Source organism: Streptomyces sp. NPDC001858, assembly GCF_053594615.1.
In genome coordinates this window covers 17,428-35,275 of the sequence record NZ_JBSFEV010000002.1, presented here as the reverse complement: position 1 = coordinate 35,275, position 17,848 = coordinate 17,428, and the positions used below count along the sequence as shown (strand labels likewise).

Genomic DNA, 17,848 nt, shown 5'->3' with positions numbered 1-17,848 from the left:
TCACGGGCAATCGACGAGGGGGCGGTCTTCCATGACCTGGTTGATCACGGGCGGCGCCGGTTACATCGGGGCGCACGTCTCGCGCGCGATGACCGAGGCGGGCGAGCGGGCGGTGGTCTACGACGACCTGTCCACGGGCATCGCCGAGCGCGTGCCGGACGACGTGCCGCTGGTGGTGGGCTCGACGCTGGACGCGGAGCGGGTCGCACGCGCCCTGGCCGAGCACTCCGTCAGCGGCGTCGTGCACCTCGCGGCGAAGAAGCAGGTCGGGGAATCGCTGCAGCGGCCGCTGCACTACTACCGGGAGAACATGGAGGGCCTCAGAGTCCTCCTGGAGGCGGTGACCGCCGCCGGCGTGCCGTCCTTCGTGTTCTCCTCCTCGGCCGCGGTGTACGGCATGCCGGACGTGGACCTGGTCACCGAGGACACCCCCTGCGTCCCCATGTCGCCGTACGGCGAGACGAAGCTGGCCGGCGAGTGGCTGGTCCGGGCGACCGGCCGGGCCACGGGCCTGTCCACCGCCGCGCTGCGCTACTTCAACGTGGCCGGCGCGGCCCGCGCGGACCTCGCGGACGCGGGCGTGTCCAACCTCATCCCGATGATCTTCGAGAGGCTCACCGAGAACGCGCCGCCGCGCATCTTCGGCGACGACTACCCGACCCCCGACGGCACCTGCGTCCGCGACTACATCCACGTCGTCGACCTGGCGGAGGCCCATGTCGCCACGGCCCGCGCGCTGGCGGCCGGCCCCGGCCGTGAGCTGATCCTCAACATCGGCCGCGGACAGGGCGTCTCGGTACGCGAGATGATCGACCGGGTCAACGCGGTCACCGGCCACGACCGCCCGCCGACGGTCGCCCCCCGCCGCCCCGGCGACCCGGCCCGCGTCGTCGCCGCCGCCGACCGCATCACCGACGAACTGGGCTGGAAGGCCACCCACGACATCCACGACATGATCACCTCAGCCTGGTCCGGCTGGCTACGCCTGCACCCACAGGCGGCTCGGGCGTAACGCCGCAACCGGCGCCAGACAGGCACGGGGCAGACGCCAGACAGACGCGGGACAGGCGCGCGAGCGGCCTCATAGGCTGCCCGCATGATCGACTCCGCAGCCGGCCCCGACCGTCAGAGCCCGCGCCCCTCGCACCGAGCCGTCGGCTGTGTCGTCGGCTCCGCCGTCGGGGACGCGCTGGGCGCGCCCTTCGAGTTCGGGCCGGAGGGCGCGTTCCGCGAGCGCTTCCCGTCCGCCGGGCACGGGGGCGAGATGTGCGGGGGCGGCGGCTGGGACCCCGGGGAGGCGACCGACGACACGCAGATGGCCGTCCTCGTCGGGGAGTCGCTGCTGGAGCGCGGCGGACTGGACCCCGCGGACGTCTTCCGGCGGTTCCGGCGCTGGGCCGCCGCAGACCCCAAGGACATCGGGCTGCAGACCGAGGCGGTCCTGACCAGCGGCGACCCCTGGGACACGGCCGCCGCCCTGCACTTCCAGACGAGTCAACGCGGGGCGGGCAACGGGTCGTTGATGAGGGCGGCCACCTCCGCCGTGTACTTCGCGCCCCAGGGCCGCGCGGCGACCATGGACGCGGCCCGCAGGCTCGCCGCGCTCACCCACGGGGACCGCGCGGCCTGGGAGGGCACGGCCGTCCTCCACGAGCTGGTGCGGATCGCCCTCACGGGAGCCGACCCGCTGCCCGCGCTCCCGGAGATCCTCGCCGAGGTCCACCCCGACCACCGGGAGCGCTACGCGGTCGTCCTGGCCCCGGACTGGCATCCCGACCTCGCCACCGAGTTCAACGGAGCGGTGTGGCCCTGTCTCGGCTCCGCGGTCTGGGCGCTGCGCACGACCTCCGGCTTCGAGGGCGCTCTCCGGGCCGCCGTCGATCTCGGTGGCGACACCGATACCGTCGCGGCGGTGACGGGGGCGCTCGCCGGGGCCGTTCATGGGGTCGGCGGTGTTTCGCGGGGGTGGGCGGACGCGTTGCACGTGCCGCTGCCCGGGTTCGGGGGCCGGGTGCTGCGGCTGCCCGAACTCGCCGGGCTGGCCGGGCGGTTGGAGGAGGCGGGTCAGGCGTTGTTGAGGTAGGCCAGCACGGCCAGCACCCGCCGGTGTCCGGTGTCGCTCGCCGGGAGGCCCAGCTTCAGGAACACATTGCCGATGTGCTTGCTGACGGACCGCTCGGTGATGACGAGGGTGTCGGCGATGGTCGTGTTGTCGCGGCCCTCCGCCATCAGCTTCAGCACCTCGCGCTCGCGCGGGGTGAGCGATTCCAGCGGCGAGTCGCGGCGACGGGTCAGCAACTCGGTGACGACCTCGGGGTCGAGCGCCGTGCCGCCGGAGGCGACCCGCTCCAGCGCGTCGAGGAACTCGTCCACCCGGCCCACGCGGTCCTTCAGCAGATAGCCGACCCCGCTCGCGCCCCCGCCCAGCAACTCGGCGGCGTAGGACTCCTCGACGTACTGGGAGAGCACCAGCACCGGCAGGCCGGGCAGCTTCTCGCGGGCCTCCAGCGCGGCCCGCAGCCCCTCGTCGCGAAAGCCCGGCGGCATCCGCACGTCGAGCACCGCCACGTCCGGCCGGTGTTCGAGCAGCGCCGGGAGGACCTCGGGGCCGGAGCCGGCGACGGCGACCACCTCGTGCCCGGCCGACGTCAGCAACAGGACCAGACCCTCCCTCAGCAGGGCGTTGTCCTCGGCCAGGACGACTCTCATACCGACTCGGCTCCCCTCACAGCGCCTTGATGGCCTCGGCGGTCGCCCGCGCCAGCGCGCCCAGATACCCCTTGGGCAGCTTCGGACTGCGGATCACCACCGAACGCCAGTAAAGCGGACCGGAGATCAGATCGAGCGCCAGGTCCTGATTCAGCCCCTCGCGGATCTCGCCGCGCTCGACCGCCGCCGCCACGATCCTCAGGGCCACGCCCTCCTGACCCTCCTGCAGCGCCTTCTGCAGGGCCTCGGCGATCTCGGGGTTGCGGGCCGCCTCGGCCTGGAGGTCCGGGATGATCTGCGAGGCCACCGGGTGCCGCAGCGCCCGCGAGCTCACCTCGTAGAGCATCCGCAGATCGCCCTCCAGGCTGCCCGTCTCCGGGGCCGGCAGCCCCTGCACGGCGATCACCGAGACGATGTCGAGGACGAGGTGCAGCTTGGAGCGCCAGCGCCGGTACACCGCGGTCTTGCCCACACCGGCCCGACGGGCGATGCCCTCGATGGACATCCGGGCATAGCCGACGGTCGCGAGCTCCTCGAACACGGCGGCCCGGATGGCCTCCGTCACATCCTCGCGGAGCACGGCCGCGCCCGCGGGCGCCCGGCGGCGCGGGCGCGCCTGGGGTCCATCGGCGTTCGTCGCGTTCGTCGTCATACGGACCAGCATAGGGCGTTACGACGAAACGGTTGCGTTCCGGCGTCAACTCGGCCTACTCTCACGTTGCGACGATACGGTCCCGTTCCGACGTAAGAAAACGTAAAGAAAAGCGTAAGGAAACGTCGGGGAGCACGGAACTCCGGACGCCCGCACCCCCTCCCCCCGAGTGAAAGCAGCGGATGTGAGTCAGGTCCTCCACACACCGCCCCGGACGACGGCCGCCGTGCCCGACGGCGACCTCGCGGCCCTCGCCGCCCGTCACGGCCTCACGGTCAGCGGCGCCCGCCCCACCCTGCCGGAGTACATCGGCCAGCTCTGGGCGCGCCGCCACTTCATCACCGCCTTCGCCACCGCCAAGCTCACCACGACGTACAGCCAGGCGAAGCTGGGCCAGGTCTGGCAGGTGATGACCCCCCTGCTGAACGCGGCGGTCTACTACTTCATCTTCGGCGTCCTGCTGGACACCAAGCGAGGCGTGGCCGACTTCATCCCGTTCCTGGTCACCGGCGTGTTCGTGTGGACCTTCACGCAGACCTCGATCATGACCGGCACCCGGGCCATCTCCAGCAACATCGGCCTGGTCCGGGCCCTGCACTTCCCGCGGGCCGCGCTGCCGATCTCGTTCTGTCTGCAGCAGCTGCAGCAACTGCTGTTCTCGATGGCCGCCCTGGTGTTCATCCTGCTCGCCGTCGGCGTGCCGCCGTCCCCCTCCTGGATCCTCGTCGTCCCGGCGCTGACGCTACAGTTCGTCTTCAACGCGGGCGTCTCGATGATCATGGCCCGGCTGGGCGCCAAGACGCCGGACATCGCCCAGCTGATGCCGTTCCTCCTGCGCACCTGGATGTACATCTCGGGAGTGATGTGGAGCATCGACAACCTGATCGACAAGCACGCCGGCATGCCGCCCTGGGTCGCCGACCTGCTCAGGGCCAACCCCGCCGCCGTCTACATCGACCTGATGCGCTTCGCCCTGATCGACACGTTCCCCGCGAGCCAGCTGCCGCCCCACGTGTGGCTGGTCGCGACCGGCTGGGCGCTGCTCGCCGGCGTCGGCGGGTTCATCTACTTCTGGAAGGCTGAGGAGACGTACGGCCGTGGCTGACAACGCAAACCGCACCGCCCCGCAGGACATCGCCGACATCACCGCCGAGCGCGCCCCCACCGTCATCGCCGACAGCGTCGACATCGTCTACCGCGTCAACGGCACCGTCGGCGGCAAGGGCAGCGCGACCGCCGCCCTCAACCGGATCGTGCGCCGCAAGCAGGCCGACAAGGTGTCCGGCGTCCGCACCGTGCACGCCGTCAAGAACGTCTCCTTCGTCGCCTACAAGGGCGAGGCGATCGGCCTCATCGGCACCAACGGCTCCGGCAAGTCGACCCTGCTCAAGGCCATCGCCGGGCTGCTCCCGGTGGAGCGCGGCAGGATCTACACCGACGGACAGCCCTCCCTCCTCGGCGTCAACGCCGCCCTGATGAGCGATCTGACGGGCGAGCGCAACGTCTACCTCGGCGGTCTGGCCATGGGCATGACCCGGGAACAGATCAAGGAGCGCTACCAGGAGATCGTCGACTTCTCCGGCATCAACGAGAAGGGCGACTTCATCTCCCTGCCGATGCGCACGTATTCCTCCGGCATGGGCTCCCGGCTGCGCTTCTCCATCGCCGCCGCCAAGGACCACGACGTCCTGCTCATCGACGAGGCCCTGGCCACCGGCGACGCCAAGTTCCGCAACCGCTCCGCGGAGCGCATCCGTCAGATGCGGGAGCACGCGGGCACGGTGTTCCTCGTCAGCCACAGCAACAGCTCGATCCTCGACACCTGCGAGCGGGCCCTGTGGCTGGAGCGCGGCGAACTGCAGATGGACGGAACCGCGGAAGAGGTCATCAAGGCGTACGAGGCCTTCACCGACCCCAAGGCCAAGAAGAAGCCCGCGGCGGCCGCCAAGTAGCCCGTCCGGGCCGTGAGCCCGGACCGCTCGACACACGACAAGGGCGCCCCCCGACGGATCGGGGGGCGCCCTTGTGGCGTCAGCCGCCCGGGCCCACGGCCCGGGCAAGGCGGCCTACGAGTGCGACCGCAGCAGCGTGCGCATCGTCCGCATGGCCACCGACAGGTTGGCCAGGTCGAACGTCTCCGAGCCCTGGATCTCGTCCAGCGTGGCCCGCGCGCGGCCCAGGATCGCCGCGTTCTTCTCCTCCCACGCCTTGAAGCGCTGCTCGGGCGTCGAGCTGCCGTTGCCGACGGCCAGGACGTCCGCGGTCACCGCCGAGTGCGCCGCGTACAGGTCCTCGCGGATGGAGGCGCGCGCCATGGACTGCCAGCGGTCCGAGCGCGGCAGCTCGATGATGCGGTCCATCAGCTGGGTGATGTGCAGCCGGTCGGCGAGGTCGTAGTACACCTCGGCGACCTCCAGCGGGTCGCGGCCCATGCGGTCGGCCACCGAGACGATGTCCAGCGCCGGGAACGCCGACGAGAACCCGGCCACCCGGGTGGCCAGCTCGTCCGGGACCCCGGCGGCGGTCAGCTCGTCGTAGATCCGCTGCCACCACTCCAGGTCCGCGCCGCGCAGCAGCTTCGTCAGCTGCGACCACACCTGCTCGACGCGCTCGGCGAAGAAGTCGACCGTCTCGGCGAGCTGCAACGGCTGCGGCCGGTTGTTCAGCAGCCAGCGCGTGCCGCGCTCGACGAGCCGCCGCGAGTGCAGCCGGATCCGGGTCTGGACGGCGGCCTCGACCCGGTTGTCCAGGCCTTCCACCCCGTCCCACACCGGGGCCGAGCGGAAGATCGCCCGGGCCGCGGTCTGGGCCCGCACGATCTCCTCCAGCGACGCGCCCGTCTCCTCGCGCAGCCGGTGCAGATACGTCGTCCCGCCCGTGTTGACCGTGTCGTTGACCAGCACGGTCGTGGTGATCTCACGGCGCAGCGGGTGCGTGTCGATGCCCTCGGCGAACCGCTCGCGCAGCGCCGTCGGGAAGTACGCGTGCAGCAGGCTGCGCAGGTACTCGTCGTCGGGCAGCGAAGTGGCCAGCAGTTCGTCCGAGACCGTGATCTTCGTGTAGGCGAGCAGGACGGCCGTCTCCGGGCTGGTCAGGCCCTGGCCGGAGCCGAGACGCTCACGGATCTGCCGGTCGGTGGGCAGGAACTCCAGCGCCCGGTCCAGATGGCCCGCCCGCACCAGGTGGCGCATGAAGCGCTGCTGGGCATGGAGCATGTCCTTGGACTGGGCGAGCGCGTTGGCGATCGCCGTGTTCTGCGCGTAGTTGTTGCGCAGGACGAGCGCGCCGACCTCGTCGGTCATCTCCGCGAGCAGCTTGTTGCGCTGCTTGACCGTCATGTCGCCCTCGGCGACCAGGCCGTTGAGCAGGATCTTGATGTTCACCTCGTGGTCGGAGGTGTCCACGCCCGCGCTGTTGTCGATGGCGTCCGAGTTGATCCCGCCGCCGCGCAGCGCGAACTCGATCCGGCCGAGCTGGGTCAGGCCCAGGTTGCCGCCCTCGCCGACGACCTTGACGCGCAGGTCGGCGCCGTCCACCCGGATCGGGTCGTTGGCCTTGTCGCCGACGTCGGCGTTCGACTCGGTGCCCGACTTCACGTAGGTGCCGATGCCGCCGTTCCACAGCAGATCCACCGGCGCCCGCAGGATCGCCTTCATCAGGTCGGCCGGGGTCAGCTTGGCGACGCCCGCCTCGATGCCGAGGGCCTCCCGGATGTGCCCGCCCACCGGGATCGACTTCGCCGTGCGCGGGAAGACGCCGCCGCCCGCCGACAGCAGGCCGGTGTCGTAGTCGGCCCAGCTGGAGCGGGGCAGCTCGAACAGCCGGCGGCGCTCGGCGTAGGAGGTCGCCGCGTCCGGGGTCGGGTCGATGAAGATATGCCGGTGGTCGAAGGCGGCGACCAGGCGGATGTGCTCGGAGAGCAGCATGCCGTTGCCGAACACGTCACCGGACATGTCGCCGATGCCGACGACCGTGAAGTCCTCGGCCTGCGTGTTCACGCCCAGCTCCTGGAAGTGCCGCTTCACGGACTCCCAGGCGCCGCGGGCGGTGATGCCCATGCCCTTGTGGTCGTAGCCGGCCGAGCCGCCGGAGGCGAAGGCGTCCCCGAGCCAGAAGTCGTACGACTGCGCGACCTCGTTGGCGATGTCGGAGAACGTCGCCGTGCCCTTGTCGGCCGCGACCACCAGATAGGTGTCGTCCTCGTCGTGCCGCACGACGTCGGCCGGCGGCACGACCTCCCCGCCGACCATGTTGTCGGTGATGTCGAGCAGCGCCGAGATGAACGTCTTGTAGCTGGCGATGCCCTCGGCCAGCCACGCGTCACGGTCCTCGGCCGGGTCGGGCAGCTGCTTGGCGACGAAGCCGCCCTTGGCGCCGACCGGCACGATGACGGTGTTCTTCACCATCTGCGCCTTGACCAGGCCGAGGACCTCGGTGCGGAAGTCCTCCCGCCGGTCCGACCAGCGCAGGCCACCGCGCGCGACCTTCCCGAACCGCAGGTGCACGCCCTCCACCTGCGGCGAGTACACCCAGATCTCGAACGCGGGCCGGGGCGCCGGCAGGTCCGGGATGGCCTGCGGGTCGAACTTCATGGACACGTAGTCGTGCGGCAGGCCGCCGACCCGCTCCTGGAAGAAGTTCGTGCGCAGCGTCGCCTTGATGACCGTCAGGAACGAGCGCAGGATCCGGTCCTCGTCGAGCGAGGCCACCTGGTCGAGAGCGGCTTCGAGCTCCTCCAGCAGGGCGTCGACGATCTCGTGCCCGGCGCGCTGGCGGTCCGGCGACATCCGCGCCTCGAACAGCGACACCAGCAGCCGGGTCGTGTGCACGTTCGTGCGGAGGGTGTCCTCCATGTAGTCCTGGCTGAACGTGGACCCGGCCTGCCGCAGGTACTTGGCGTACGCGCGCAGCACCATCGCCTGCCGCCAGTTCAGCCCGGCGCCCAGCACCAGCGCGTTGAACCCGTCGTTCTCCGCCTTGCCGGTCCAGGTCGCCGAGAACGCCTCCTGGAACCGCTCGCGCCCGCCGTCGCCGAGGAGGTCACCGCCGGAACCGGCCAGTGACTTGGGGATGCGCAGACCGAAGTCGTAGATCCACGAGTTGCTGCGGTCCACGCAGCGCAGCTCGTACGGCCGCTCGTCGATCACCTCGACGCCGAGGCGGTTGAGCACCGGCAGCACCGCCGACAGGGAGATCGCGTCGCCCTTGCGGTAGATCTTGAAGCGGCGCTCGTCGGGCGCGGCGCCCACCGGCTCGTACAGGCTGAGCGAGAAGGTCTGCTCCCCGCTGAGCCGCTCCAGATGGACCAGGTCGGCGACCGCCGCGCGCGGGGTGTGGTCGGCCTTGTAGCCCTCGGGGAAGGCGTTGCTGTAGCGCCGCAGCAGCTCGGCGGCCCGCTCCTCGCCGCACTCGGCGTTCATCGCCTCGGCGAAGGCGTCGGCCCAGGACCGGGCGGCCTCGACGAGCCTCGCCTCGATGCGGTCCTTGTCGGCGTCGGACAGCTCGGGCAGCTCGGTGCCCTGCGGGACCCGGACGACGAAGTGCAGCCGGGACAGGATCGACTCGGTGTTCCAGGCGCTGAAGTCGACGCTGGTCCCGCCCAGCTCCTCCTTCAGGATGTCGATGATCCGCAGCCGCACCCCGGTCGTGTACCGGTCACGCGGCAGGTAGACGAGCGCGGAGTAGTAGCGCCCGTACTCGTCCTGCCGCAGATAGAGCCGCAGCCGCCGCCGCTCCTGCAGGTACAGCACGGAGGTGACGATGGCCCGCAGCTCGTCCACCGGAGTCTGGAACAGCTCGTCGCGCGGGTAGGTCTCCATGATCTGGAGCAGATCGCGCCCGTCGTGGCTGTTGGGCGAGAAGCCGGCGCCCTTGAGCACGTCCTGGACCTTGCGCCGCACGACCGGCACCCGCACCACGGACTCGGTGTAGGCGGCGGAGGAGAACAGCCCGAGGAAGCGCCGCTCGCCGACGACGTTCCCGTCGGCGTCGAACTTCTTCACGCCCACGTAGTCGAGATACGACGGCCGGTGCACGGTGGCCCGGCTGTTGGCCTTGGTCAGCACCAGCAGCTTGTGCTCACGCGCCTTGGCCCGCGCATCGGCCGGGAGCCGCTCGAAGGACGGGCTGACGGGGTGGCCGTCGCCCTCGGAGTGGTGCGGGTCGGACCGCAGGATGCCGAGCCCGGTCCCGGGGACGGCGGCGAGGCAGTCGTCGCCCCGCAGCTCGTACTCGCGGTAGCCGAGGAAGGTGAAGTGGTCGGCGGCCAGCCAGCGCAGCAGCTCGCCGGCCTCGTCGATGTCGGGCCGCGCCAGATCGCCGGGCGCGGGCTCCTCCTGGAGGTGATCGGCGACCCGCAGCGCGGTGTCCCGCATCTTCTCCCAGTCCTCGACGGCCTCCCGGACGTCGGAGAGCACCCGCAGCAGATCGTTGGTGATCTGCTTCAGATCGGCGCGGTCGGTCTCCCGGTCGATCTCGACATGGATCCACGACTCGACATGCCCGTCGTGCGGCAGCTCCGCGGGGGCGGGCGGAACGCTCAGCACCTCGACGAGCTTGCCGGCCACATCACGCCGCACGACGACCTGCGGATGGATGACGAGGTGGATCCCCCGCCCCTGCCGGGTCAGCTCGTTGGTGACGGAGTCGACGAGGAACGGCATGTCGTCGGTGACGACCTCGACCACGGAATGGCTGTTGGTCCACCCGTTCTCCTCGACCGTGGGCGTGTGCACCCGCACATTGGCGGTGCCCTGCGGCCGGTTCTCGGCGAGCCGGTAATGCGAAAGCGCCGCTCCGAAGACGTCGACCGGGTCGCGGTCGCTCAGATCCTCCTGGGCGGTGTGCAGGTAGTAGCGCTGGAGGAACGCAAGAAGAACATCATGATCCGGACTACCTGGCGTGCCTGGGGCGCCGCCTGGCGTGCCCTCGCCCGTCGTCCCGGTCGGTAGGTGCCCCCCGACCGGACTGTTCTCAGCGACCCGGGCCGCCCTCTCGAGCAGCTCGGCCTTGGCTTCGTCCAGCTTGGTCTGCATTGTCCTCTGACTCCTGTCGCGCGCCGTTGCGTGACGTAGAAGGAAGTACGGTCTCTTCCCCTGCGGCTCGACGCCACGGCCCGGGGTCTCCGGTCTGCTTCGACGCTATGCCGCAAGGTGAGATGAGCGGGGGCTTATCAGCCATTCTCGACACCACCAGGAGGTGTGACGCTGCTCTCCGCGTCGCTCTCGTCCCGGGTGTGCACGGCGTCCTGGAGCCCCTTGCGCCCCGGCCCCGCCCGCGCCGACCAGCGTCCGCCACCCGGCCGCGGAGATGGTCCGCAAGCACCGGGCGCAGGGCAGAGGCGACAACGCCCCCGCGAGATATCGCGCTGATCACGCCACTAAGGCTATCTCCCCCCACGGCCCCGCCGTCATGAGCCGTATGTGTACAAAACATGGCCACAAACTTTGCCGTTCTGCACAGAACGGGGGGCACCGGCGGAAAGCCCTGCCGGGTCCCAGGGGCTCCGCCCCTGGGATGGGACGGGTAGGGGCGGCGGGGGCGAGAAAAAGTCGACGCCGCCCTCCCACCGCGGGACGCTGAAAGAGCGCCCCCTCTTGGCAACCGCACCCCCAAGAGGCACGTTGCAAACGACCCCGCACGCCCGAGAGGAGCCGCCCACCATGCCCGCGAAAATCCTCATCGTCACCGGCGACGCAGCAGAGTCCCTGGAAGTCCTCTACCCCTACCAACGCCTCCAGGAGGAAGGCTACGAAGTCCACATCGCCGCCCCCACCCGCAAAAAGCTCCAGTTCGTCGTCCACGACTTCGAACCCGGCTTCGACACCTACACCGAGAAGCCCGGCTACACCTGGCCCGCCGACCTCGCCTTCTCCGAGGTCGACCCCGGTCAGTACGCCGCGATCGTCATCCCCGGCGGCCGCGCCCCCGAGTACCTCCGCAACGACCCGGAACTCCGCAAGATCCTCAAGTCGTTCTTCGACGCCGACAAGCCCGTCGCCCAGATCTGCCACGGCCCCCTGCTCACCGCGGCCGCAGACGCCCTCCGCGGCCGACGCGTCACCGCCTACCCGGCCCTGGAGCTGGACATGCAGTCGGCCGGCGCCACCTTCCAGGACGCCGAGGCAGTCGTCGACGGCACCCTCGTGTCCGCCCGCGCCTGGCCCGACCACTCCGCCTGGATGCGCGAGTTCCTGAGCGTGCTCCGCGCAAAGGCCCCGGCGACCTGACCCGCACCCACGACCGCACAAGGAACCCGAGCCCAAGCCCGAGAACCCCAGGAAGCCTCAGGAAACCCCAGGAAACCCCGGCCGAACCGACGGAGTCCTACGCCGCGGCCAACCGCCCCGCGACCTCGACCGCCTCCCCCAGCGTGTCCACCACCGGCACCCCCACCCCCTCCAGGCTGGCCCGGCTGTGCGACCCGCCGGTGTACAGCACGGCCCGCGCCCCCACATGCAGCGCGGCGACCGCGTCGTCCGCCGCGTCCCCGATCACCACCGTGCGCTCCGGCTCGACCTGGTTCAGCGCTCGCAGATGCCGCACCATGTGCTCGGCCTTGCTGCCCCCGGAGGGCCCGGTCCGCCCGTCGACCCGTACGAAGTGCGGCTCGATCCCGAAGCCCCGGACCAGCGGCACGAGTTCCTCGTGCACGTACATGCTCAGCAGGGACTGACTGTGCCCCGCCGACCGCCACCCCGCGAGCAGTTCCTCCACGCCCTCGGTGAGCCCGCACCGCACCCGGTGCTCGGCGTAGTACCGGTGGAAGATCTCGTCCATGACCTCCCACTCGGCGTCCGTCGGCAGCCGCCCCATCAGCCGCTCGTAGAACTTCGGCACCGGCACGCAGTACAGCGCCCGGTATTGCTCCAGCGTGAGCGGCTCCAGCCCCAGCTCGGCGAATGCCGCGTTCGTCGCCCCGATGATCGCGTCGTTGTCGTTGAGCAGTGTCCCGTTCCAGTCCCAGACGATATGCGCCGCTTCGTGCTTCCCCATGCCTGCAAACGTACCCGCCGCCACTGACAATCAAGTGAGCGAACTCGACACAGACTCAGCACGAGCTCGACGCGAGCCCAGGACACCCCCCACCGCTGGAGCTCAGCCCGAGCCCAGCCCGGCCCGGCCCAGCGCCGAGCTCAGTCCCCCGAACCCACCAGGCCCGCGATCTCCTGCGGGGCGAACCACAGCAGCTCATGGTCCTCGGCCCCGTCCACGACGAACTGCGCGTCGTCGTCCCCGCCGTCCGCCGCCGCGAGCGCCCGCGCGCCCGCGCGCACGTCCGCCTCCACCTGCGCGTCCCCGGCGTCGACGTGCACCGCCGCCGCCTTGGCCAGCGTCACGACGCCGCTCACCCGCACCTCGCCCAGCGCCGCCGGATCCAGCCCGCGGTCGGGGTCCACGGCGGTCGCGCGGTCGGGTACGTCCACGGCGACCACGACCCGCCGCCGAGGGGCGCCCGGATCCGCCGCCAGCAGTCGCAGCGAGGCCAGCGCGGCCCTGCTGAGCGCCGCGTACTCCAGCTCCTCCAGGTCGTCGGAGAGATACCACTCGCGCAACGCGGGCGTGACGGCGTACGCGAGGAGCGGCCCGGATCCCGGCTCACCCGTCAGCCCGCCCGTCTTGTGCGCCTCGGCGAGAGCGGGGAGGGTCAGGGGGACGTAGACACGCATGGGTGGCCGCTCTCTTCGTGGTCGCAGGCTCGGACTCGGCCCCCGGGAGGGCGGTTCCACGCCTCCCTGAGGGCCTTCAGGATACGTGCGGACGTCCCCTTTCGGGTCCCTGCCCCGACCCCCGCAGACGTCAACCCCACACCCCGGAACTCACACGGCCACCCCCTGTGACCCCGGGCTTTCCGCACCCTCGCCCACCCCTGATAGGTGAACTTCCCGGGCCCCCACCACAGGCGCAGCGCCCGCTTGCCCCCACGGACGGCGACCCCGTACAAGATCCGCAACGGCAAGTTACCGAGCGGTAGCCGACCGGAGTCGCCCACCCACGCCGCCCACCGAACGGGGACCCCCATGAACAAGGTCATGACGAGGACGCAGGCCCACCCCGGCACCCGCCCTCCCGGCCGCCGCGACACCCGCCGCCCCGCCGGCGCCCCACCCCGCAACACCGCCAACGGCGCCCCGCGCACGCCCCCGAACGGCAGCCGACCGCCCGGCGCACCCGGCACCACCTCCCCCACCCGCGCCCGCCCCACCGACAACCGCCCCACCACCCCCCGTCCCCTCACCCACGCCCCCGCCGCCCCCACCGTCCCCGCGCAGACCCCCCGCCGCCCCCTCACCCAGCCCCGCCCCACCGACCTCTTCGCCGACCGCCTCCTGGCCGTCCTGACCGGCCGACGCCCCGTCCACTTCATGCTCCGGCACACCCTCGGCCGCGCCTACGACGACCTCGCCCACCTCGCCGAACGCGGCCCGCTGCGCACCACCGCCCACGGCGCCCGCCCCGTCGTCCGCGACATCGGCTACTACGTCCCGCGCCCCGGCGCCATCGAGGCCTTCGCCCGCATCGGCGCCGGCGACCGCCTCCGCGCGATGGCCTTCCGCCTGGAACTCGGCACGGACCGCCGCTGGCGCTGCACCGCGGTCGAAGTCGACGGCACCCGCAGGCCCCACCCCCAGGACGACTGAGGCGGCCACCGTCGCCACCGTCACCCGCCACGCAAAAGGCCGGGCCACCCAAAGGTGACCCGGCCCCTCAAGCCGCTGCGCAACCCACGGCGCCACCGGCAACCGTGACTACTTCTTCCTACTTCTTACGACGCCGCCCGGCCTTCGCCTGCTTGCGGCGCTCCGCGCGCGTGAGACCGTCGGCCTCCGAGCGGACCGGCTCGTCGTCGTCACTCTCGAAGTCGCCCTCGATCGTGCCGCCCTCCCCGTCCACCGTCGGCGCCGAGAAGTGCAGCTGACGGCGCTGAGGCGCGTCCAGCCCCTTCGCACGGATCTCCGGACGCGAACCCGCCTGCGCCGGCACCACGTCCTGCTTCTCCATGTCGACCGGCTCGCGGTCCGCGACCTCGACCTCCTCGACCTGCTGCTCGACCTGGACCTCCAGGTTGAACAGGTAGCCGACGGACTCCTCCTTGATGCCGTCCATCATCGCGGAGAACATGTCGAAGCCCTCGCGCTGGTACTCGACCAGCGGGTCCTTCTGCGCCATCGCACGCAGGCCGATGCCCTCCTGGAGATAGTCCATCTCGTAGAGGTGCTCACGCCACTTGCGGTCCAGCACCGACAGCACGACCCGGCGCTCCAGCTCACGCATGATCTCGGAGCCGAGGTGCGACTCCCGCGACTCGTACTGCTCGCGAATGTCGTCCTTGATGGACTCGGAGATGAACTCGGCGGTCAGACCGGCCCGGTCACCGGCCGCCTCCTCCAGCTCCTCCACCGTGACCTTCACCGGGTAGAGCTGCTTGAACGCGCCCCACAGCCGGTCCAGGTCCCAGTCCTCCGGGAAGCCCTCGGCGGTCTCCGCGCCGACGTACGCGTCGATCGTGTCGTCCATGAAGTGCTGGATCTGCTCCTGCAGGTCCTCGCCCTCCAGGACGCGACGCCGCTCGCCGTAGATGACCTCACGCTGCCGGTTGAGCACCTCGTCGTACTTCAGGACGTTCTTACGCGTCTCGAAGTTCTGCTGCTCCACCTGCGACTGCGCCGACGCGATCGCGCGCGTGACCATCTTGTTCTCGATCGGCACGTCGTCCGGCACATTCGCCATCGACATCACGCGCTCGACCATCTGCGCCTTGAACAGCCGCATCAGGTCGTCGCCCAGCGACAGGTAGAAACGGGACTCGCCCGGGTCGCCCTGCCGGCCGGAACGACCGCGCAGCTGGTTGTCGATACGCCGCGACTCGTGCCGCTCGGTGCCGAGGACATAGAGCCCGCCGAGGTCCTTGACCTCCTCGAACTCCGCCTTGACGGCCTTCTCCGCCTTCTCCAGCGCGGCAGGCAGCGCAGCGGCCCACTCCTCGATGTGCTCCTCGGGGTCGAGACCGCGCTGCCGCAGCTCCGCCTCGGCGAGGTCGTCGGGATTGCCGCCGAGCTTGATGTCCGTACCACGGCCGGCCATGTTCGTCGCGACCGTCACCGCGCCCTTGCGGCCGGCCTGGGCGACGATCGTCGCCTCACGGTCGTGCTGCTTCGCGTTCAGCACCTCGTGCTGGATGCCCCGCTTGGACAGCTGCTGCGACAGGTACTCGGACTTCTCGACCGACGTCGTGCCGACGAGGATCGGCTGACCCTTCTCGTGCTTCTCGGCGATGTCGTCGACGACCGCCTCGAACTTCGCGACCTCGGTGCGGTAGATCAGGTCCGACTGGTCCTTGCGGATCATCGCCCGGTTCGTGGGGATCGGGACCACGCCGAGCTTGTAGATCTGGTGGAACTCGGCGGCCTCGGTCATCGCCGTACCGGTCATGCCCGAGAGCTTGCTGTAGAGGCGGAAGAAGTTCTGCAGGGTGATCGTGGCGAGCGTCTGGTTCTCGTCCTTGATGTCCACCCCTTCCTTCGCCTCGATCGCCTGGTGCATGCCCTCGTTGTAGCGGCGGCCCGCGAGGATACGACCCGTGTGCTCGTCGACGATCATGACCTCGCCGTCGATGACGACGTAGTCCTTGTCCTTCTTGAACAACTCCTTCGCCTTGATGGCGTTGTTCAAGTAGCCGACGAGCGGCGTGTTCACCGACTCGTAGAGGTTGTCGATCCCCAGCCAGTCCTCGACCTTGGAGACACCGGCCTCGTGGATGGCGACCGTGCGCTTCTTCTCGTCGACGTCGTAGTCGCCCGTCTCCTCAAGACCCTTGAGGGGGTTGCCCACCTCGCCCTTCTTGAGGCGCGTGACCAGCTTGGCGAAGTCGCCGTACCACTTGGTGGCCTGGTCCGCCGGGCCGGAGATGATCAGCGGCGTACGGGCCTCGTCCACCAGGATCGAGTCCACCTCGTCGACGATGGCGAAGTTGTGGCCGCGCTGCACCAGCTCGTCCTGCGCCCACGCCATGTTGTCGCGCAGGTAGTCGAAGCCGAACTCGTTGTTCGTGCCGTACGTGATGTCGCACAGGTACTGCTCGCGGCGCTGGGCCGGCGTCATGTTGGCCAGGATGCAGCCGACTTCCAGCCCCAGGAACTTGTGGACGCGACCCATCATCTCGGAGTCGCGCTCGGCCAGATAGTCGTTGACGGTGATCAGGTGCACGCCATCGCCGGACAGGGCGTTGAGATACGCCGGCAGCGTGCCGACCAGGGTCTTGCCCTCACCGGTCTTCATCTCGGCCACATAGCCGAGGTGCAGAGCGGCGCCGCCCATCATCTGGACGTCGTAGTGGCGCTGTCCGAGGACGCGCTTGGCGGCCTCGCGCACCGTGGCGAAGGCCTCGGGAAGCAGGTCGTCCAGACTCTCACCGTCGGCGTACCGCTGCTTGTACTCATCGGTGAGGGCCCGCAGCTCGGCGTCGGAGAGGTCGACGAAGTCCTCTTCGATGGAGTTGACCTGGTCCGCGATGCGGTGCAGCTTGCGCAGGATCTTGCCTTCGCCTGCACGCATGATCTTCGAGAGGACGGACACGGGGGTTGGTCTCCTTGCCGGTCGGGCCTGGGACGGTCGATTTCCATGTGACTTAACTGAGCAACGGCCATCGTATGCGAGGACCCCACCACGCCGGGAGGCCTGCCGTGACGAGGACCGCACACTGCTGCGCACCTGCTCCAAAAATCTCTTCAAAGGGGACAACGGCCGGGCCCCGCCGATGGTGCCGCGCCCGCCGGACGAATTGCGCGAATTGTGATCACACGCTCACGCACCGCAAAACGATGGCGCCCACCGGACGCCCGAAGCAGAATCGGCCGATGGAGCCCGAGCCCGTCACCCTCACCACCGCACGCCTCGTCCTGCGCCCCCTCGGTCCCCAGGACGCCGACGCCGTGTACACCGCCGCCCAGGACCCCGACATCCAGCGCTGGACCACGATCCCCTCCCCCTACCTGCCCGAACACGCGCAGAGCTTCACCGAACTACTCGCCCCGGAAGGCTGGGCCACCGGCGCGATGTTCACCTTCGGCGTCTTCCTCCCCGACGGAAGCCTCACCGGCCTCCTCAGCCTCACCATGCGCTCCCTGGGCACCGCCGAGGTCGGCTTCTGGGCCGCCAAGGAACACCGCGGCCGCGGTTACACCACCGAGGCGACCCGCACCGCCTCCCACTGGGCCTTCACCACCCTGCGCGTCGACCGCGTCGAATGGCGGGCGGAAATCGGCAACACGGCCTCCCGCGCGGTCGCCGAGAACGCCGGCTTCACCCTGGAGGGCACCCTGCGCTCGGCCATCAACAACAAGGGCGTACGAAGAGACTGCTGGCTGGCCTCCCTGCTCCCCTCGGACCTGGGCCTCCCGTCGACGGCGCCGTACCTCCCGGCCCCCACCGACGCCTGAGACCCGCCTCCACCGGCCCCCGACCGCACAGACCCCCAGCTCACCCCGC

13 protein-coding genes are annotated in these 17,848 nt (G+C 70.5%); 7 read left to right on the top strand and 6 right to left on the bottom strand.

Annotated features, from left to right (window positions below; all coding sequences use genetic code 11):
- Positions 1-31 precede the first annotated feature (31 nt).
- Both galE and ACWCPF_RS02700 read left to right on the top strand, forming a co-directional pair.
- Complete coding sequence (gene galE / locus ACWCPF_RS02705; protein ID WP_451043149.1) at positions 32-1,012, top strand: UDP-glucose 4-epimerase GalE; 981 nt, start codon at positions 32-34, stop codon at positions 1,010-1,012.
- An 84-nt stretch (positions 1,013-1,096) separates the two neighbouring features.
- Positions 1,097-2,083: an ADP-ribosylglycohydrolase family protein gene (locus tag ACWCPF_RS02700; protein WP_451043148.1), complete on the top strand. Its 987-nt coding sequence runs from the start codon at positions 1,097-1,099 to the stop codon at positions 2,081-2,083.
- Here the strand turns inward: ACWCPF_RS02700 and ACWCPF_RS02695 are convergent.
- Together ACWCPF_RS02695 and ACWCPF_RS02690 are read right to left on the bottom strand one after the other, a co-directional pair.
- Complete coding sequence (locus tag ACWCPF_RS02695) at positions 2,065-2,709, bottom strand: LuxR C-terminal-related transcriptional regulator (protein WP_451043147.1); 645 nt, start codon at positions 2,707-2,709, stop codon at positions 2,065-2,067. The two genes, ACWCPF_RS02700 and ACWCPF_RS02695, sit on opposite strands and share 19 nt — an antisense overlap.
- Before the next feature lie 16 nt (positions 2,710-2,725).
- The gene (locus ACWCPF_RS02690) at positions 2,726-3,373 is read right to left on the bottom strand and encodes a TetR/AcrR family transcriptional regulator (RefSeq protein ID WP_451043146.1); all 648 of its coding nucleotides are present in this window, start codon (positions 3,371-3,373) and stop codon (positions 2,726-2,728) included.
- A 172-nt stretch (positions 3,374-3,545) separates the two neighbouring features.
- Here ACWCPF_RS02690 and ACWCPF_RS02685 point away from each other — a divergent pair, with 172 nt between their 5' ends.
- Positions 3,546-4,466: an ABC transporter permease gene (locus ACWCPF_RS02685; RefSeq protein ID WP_451043145.1), complete on the top strand. Its 921-nt coding sequence runs from the start codon at positions 3,546-3,548 to the stop codon at positions 4,464-4,466.
- On the top strand, positions 4,459-5,313 hold the full coding sequence (locus ACWCPF_RS02680; protein WP_451043144.1) for an ABC transporter ATP-binding protein: 855 nt from the start codon (positions 4,459-4,461) through the stop codon (positions 5,311-5,313). Before ACWCPF_RS02685 ends, ACWCPF_RS02680 begins: the two co-directional genes overlap by 8 nt.
- 114 nt (positions 5,314-5,427) lie before the next feature.
- On the opposite strand, the gene ACWCPF_RS02675 is transcribed toward ACWCPF_RS02680, so the two are convergent.
- Positions 5,428-10,395: an NAD-glutamate dehydrogenase gene (locus ACWCPF_RS02675; RefSeq protein WP_451043143.1), complete on the bottom strand. Its 4,968-nt coding sequence runs from the start codon at positions 10,393-10,395 to the stop codon at positions 5,428-5,430.
- A 627-nt stretch (positions 10,396-11,022) separates the two neighbouring features.
- Between ACWCPF_RS02675 and ACWCPF_RS02670 the strand changes: the two genes are divergently transcribed.
- Positions 11,023-11,589 (top strand): DJ-1/PfpI family protein, encoded by a 567-nt coding sequence (locus ACWCPF_RS02670; RefSeq protein WP_451043142.1) that lies wholly within the window; start codon positions 11,023-11,025, stop codon positions 11,587-11,589.
- Positions 11,590-11,686: 97 nt separating this feature from the next.
- Here the strand turns inward: ACWCPF_RS02670 and ACWCPF_RS02665 are convergent, their stop codons facing one another.
- Positions 11,687-12,355: an HAD family hydrolase gene (locus ACWCPF_RS02665; RefSeq protein WP_451043141.1), complete on the bottom strand. Its 669-nt coding sequence runs from the start codon at positions 12,353-12,355 to the stop codon at positions 11,687-11,689.
- Between the two features lie 140 nt (positions 12,356-12,495).
- Entirely contained in the window at positions 12,496-13,029 is a 534-nt protein-coding gene (locus tag ACWCPF_RS02660; RefSeq protein ID WP_451043140.1) for a DUF6912 family protein, read from the bottom strand.
- Between the two features lie 351 nt (positions 13,030-13,380).
- Here ACWCPF_RS02660 and ACWCPF_RS02655 point away from each other — a divergent pair, with 351 nt between their 5' ends.
- Positions 13,381-14,001, top strand: a complete 621-nt coding sequence (locus ACWCPF_RS02655) for an Rv3235 family protein (RefSeq protein WP_451043139.1) — start codon at positions 13,381-13,383, stop codon at positions 13,999-14,001.
- A 118-nt stretch (positions 14,002-14,119) separates the two neighbouring features.
- Here ACWCPF_RS02655 and secA read toward each other — a convergent pair whose 3' ends face one another.
- Positions 14,120-16,936: a preprotein translocase subunit SecA gene (gene secA / locus ACWCPF_RS02650; RefSeq protein WP_451043138.1), complete on the bottom strand. Its 2,817-nt coding sequence runs from the start codon at positions 16,934-16,936 to the stop codon at positions 14,120-14,122.
- Positions 16,937-17,217: 281 nt separating this feature from the next.
- On the opposite strand from secA, the gene ACWCPF_RS02645 reads away from it, so the two are divergent.
- A complete protein-coding gene (locus ACWCPF_RS02645; RefSeq protein WP_451043137.1) occupies positions 17,218-17,799 on the top strand; it encodes a GNAT family N-acetyltransferase in 582 nt (193 codons plus the stop codon).
- Positions 17,800-17,848: the final 49 nt, after the last annotated feature.

Excerpts from the sequence above, each read along its gene's own strand:
- galE (WP_451043149.1), top strand. The coding sequence starts at position 32 with ATGACCTGGTTGATCACGGGCGGCGCCGGTTACATCGGGGCGCACGTC.
- ACWCPF_RS02700 (WP_451043148.1), top strand. The coding sequence starts at position 1,097 with ATGATCGACTCCGCAGCCGGCCCCGACCGTCAGAGCCCGCGCCCCTCG.
- ACWCPF_RS02695 (WP_451043147.1), bottom strand. The coding sequence starts at position 2,709 with ATGAGAGTCGTCCTGGCCGAGGACAACGCCCTGCTGAGGGAGGGTCTG.
- ACWCPF_RS02690 (WP_451043146.1), bottom strand. The coding sequence starts at position 3,373 with ATGCTGGTCCGTATGACGACGAACGCGACGAACGCCGATGGACCCCAG.
- ACWCPF_RS02675 (WP_451043143.1), bottom strand. The coding sequence starts at position 10,395 with ATGCAGACCAAGCTGGACGAAGCCAAGGCCGAGCTGCTCGAGAGGGCG.
- ACWCPF_RS02670 (WP_451043142.1), top strand. The coding sequence starts at position 11,023 with ATGCCCGCGAAAATCCTCATCGTCACCGGCGACGCAGCAGAGTCCCTG.
- ACWCPF_RS02665 (WP_451043141.1), bottom strand. The coding sequence starts at position 12,355 with ATGGGGAAGCACGAAGCGGCGCATATCGTCTGGGACTGGAACGGGACA.
- ACWCPF_RS02660 (WP_451043140.1), bottom strand. The coding sequence starts at position 13,029 with ATGCGTGTCTACGTCCCCCTGACCCTCCCCGCTCTCGCCGAGGCGCAC.
- ACWCPF_RS02655 (WP_451043139.1), top strand. The coding sequence starts at position 13,381 with ATGAACAAGGTCATGACGAGGACGCAGGCCCACCCCGGCACCCGCCCT.
- ACWCPF_RS02645 (WP_451043137.1), top strand. The coding sequence starts at position 17,218 with ATGGAGCCCGAGCCCGTCACCCTCACCACCGCACGCCTCGTCCTGCGC.